The sequence below is a fragment of the Streptomyces purpureus genome (assembly GCF_014648195.1).
In the GTDB taxonomy this organism is placed as follows: domain Bacteria; phylum Actinomycetota; class Actinomycetes; order Streptomycetales; family Streptomycetaceae; genus Streptomyces; species Streptomyces purpureus.
On the sequence record NZ_BMQQ01000072.1, the window covers coordinates 1 to 1,571 of the forward strand.

The 1,571-nt window shown below is 66.3% G+C and carries 2 protein-coding genes; one reads left to right on the top strand and one right to left on the bottom strand.

What is annotated here, in order from left to right; genetic code table 11:
- The first annotated feature begins 127 nt into the window (after positions 1-127).
- Positions 128-1,008, top strand: a protein-coding gene (locus tag IEZ01_RS34390) for an IS5 family transposase (RefSeq protein ID WP_189205716.1) whose coding sequence is annotated in 2 segments (ribosomal slippage) — positions 128-488 and positions 488-1,008 — 882 coding nt in all. Because the reading frame shifts where the segments join, the coding sequence is not laid out codon by codon here.
- A gap of 9 nt (positions 1,009-1,017) precedes the next feature.
- On the opposite strand, the gene IEZ01_RS34395 is transcribed toward IEZ01_RS34390, so the two are convergent.
- The gene (locus IEZ01_RS34395) at positions 1,018-1,428 is read right to left on the bottom strand and encodes a DUF3224 domain-containing protein (protein ID WP_028798321.1); all 411 of its coding nucleotides are present in this window, start codon (positions 1,426-1,428) and stop codon (positions 1,018-1,020) included.
- Positions 1,429-1,571 lie beyond the last annotated feature (143 nt).

Here is a 1,571-nt window from a genome sequence, read left to right on the forward strand (position 1 = left end):
CACCTTCGACGGCCGTCTCTCCGCAGCCCGTCAGTAACCCCAACCACCCTCGTTACACCGTTCGATTGACAGACCCCCTGTCCGGCGGATCATGTGACCTCCTCGCTCTCGGTTCGTTGGCATGTCCATGGGGCGGGGAGATCTTGCGAACGGTGAATGGGTCCGACTGAAGCCGCATCTACCGAAGTCCGGTAAGCGGGGCGGCCGTTGGGCGAGCCATCGGAGGATCATCAACGGGATCCTGTACCGGCAGCGGACGGGAGTGCCATGGCGCGATTTACCTGCGCGTTTCGGGAAGTGGAAGACTGTGTACGAGCGCCACAGACGCTGGTCGGCGGACGGCACCTGGGACAGGATCTTCGCGGCCGTCCTGGCCGACGCCGACGCAGAGGGCCGCGTCGACTGGTCGATGGTGAGCGTGGACTCCACCACGGCCAGGGCCCACCAGCACGCCGCAGGGGCCCGCAAGAAGCGCCCGCGAGTGCCGGGAAAAGAACAACGCCCCGGCAGCACCGCCCTGATGAGGGACTTGGGCGCTCCCGGGGCGGCCTGACCTGCAAGATCCACCTTGCCGGGGAGGGCGGACGGCGTCCGCTGGCCCTGCTGATCACACCGGGCCAGTGGGGTGATGCCCCGCAGTTCATTCCCGTCATGGACCGCATCCGGGTGGGCCGTCTCGATGGTGGCCGCCCCCGCACCCGACCCGACCACGTGGGTGGGGACAAGGCGTACTCCTCACGTCGCAACCGCCGCTACCTGCGGCGACGCCAGATCAAGCACACCATCCCCGAGCCGAAGAACCAGCGTGCCAACCGCCAGAGCCGGGGCAGCAAGGGCGGTCGGCCCACCGGCTTCGACAAGACGATCTACAAAAGGAGGAACGAAGTTGAGCGGACGATCAACGCGTTGAAGAATTCCCGGGCCGTGGCCACGAGGTTCGACAAGCGCGCCTACATCTTCCACGGCACCGTCACGGTCGCGGCGATCCGGCTGTGGCTCCGCTTGTGACCTGCTGAGCTACTGACCGAGGTCGTAATCGAACCAGATCCGGTGCGTGCCGTCAGCGTCAATCGCGATGCCTCCGGTCCCGGTGATCCCGGCCAGCTCACCTGTCCCGCTGCCCGGGACGATGATGACGAAGAAGTCGCCTTGCCGATCTCCGGCCACCATCGTGGCGGAGTGCGCGAAGTTGAAGGCTCCCGCCTGCCCATGGAGGGTTCCCTCGAACGACTCCATGGCGACGTAGGTGCCCGTATTGGCGGACTGGTCGAACGCGGAGGTGAACAACGTGGCCGCGCGCCCGGCAACCTCCCCCTCGAACCTCTTGTCCATCGTGGCGACCCCGACCGGCACCGCGGTCTCAATCGCCGGGCTCGGCACCGAGGCGGGCGTGAAGTCAACGACCTTGAACGTTCCTGAAACTCGCATTCCCGGAGCGTACTGGCCACCACCGACACCAACGCTGCCCAGCCCCATCATGATCCGCCGGACAGTGGGTCTGTCAATCGAACGGTGTAACGAGGGTGGTTGGGGTTACTGACGGGCTGCGGAGAGACGGCCGTCGAAGGTGA

Excerpts from the sequence above, each read along its gene's own strand:
- IEZ01_RS34395 (WP_028798321.1), bottom strand. The coding sequence starts at position 1,428 with ATGCGAGTTTCAGGAACGTTCAAGGTCGTTGACTTCACGCCCGCCTCG.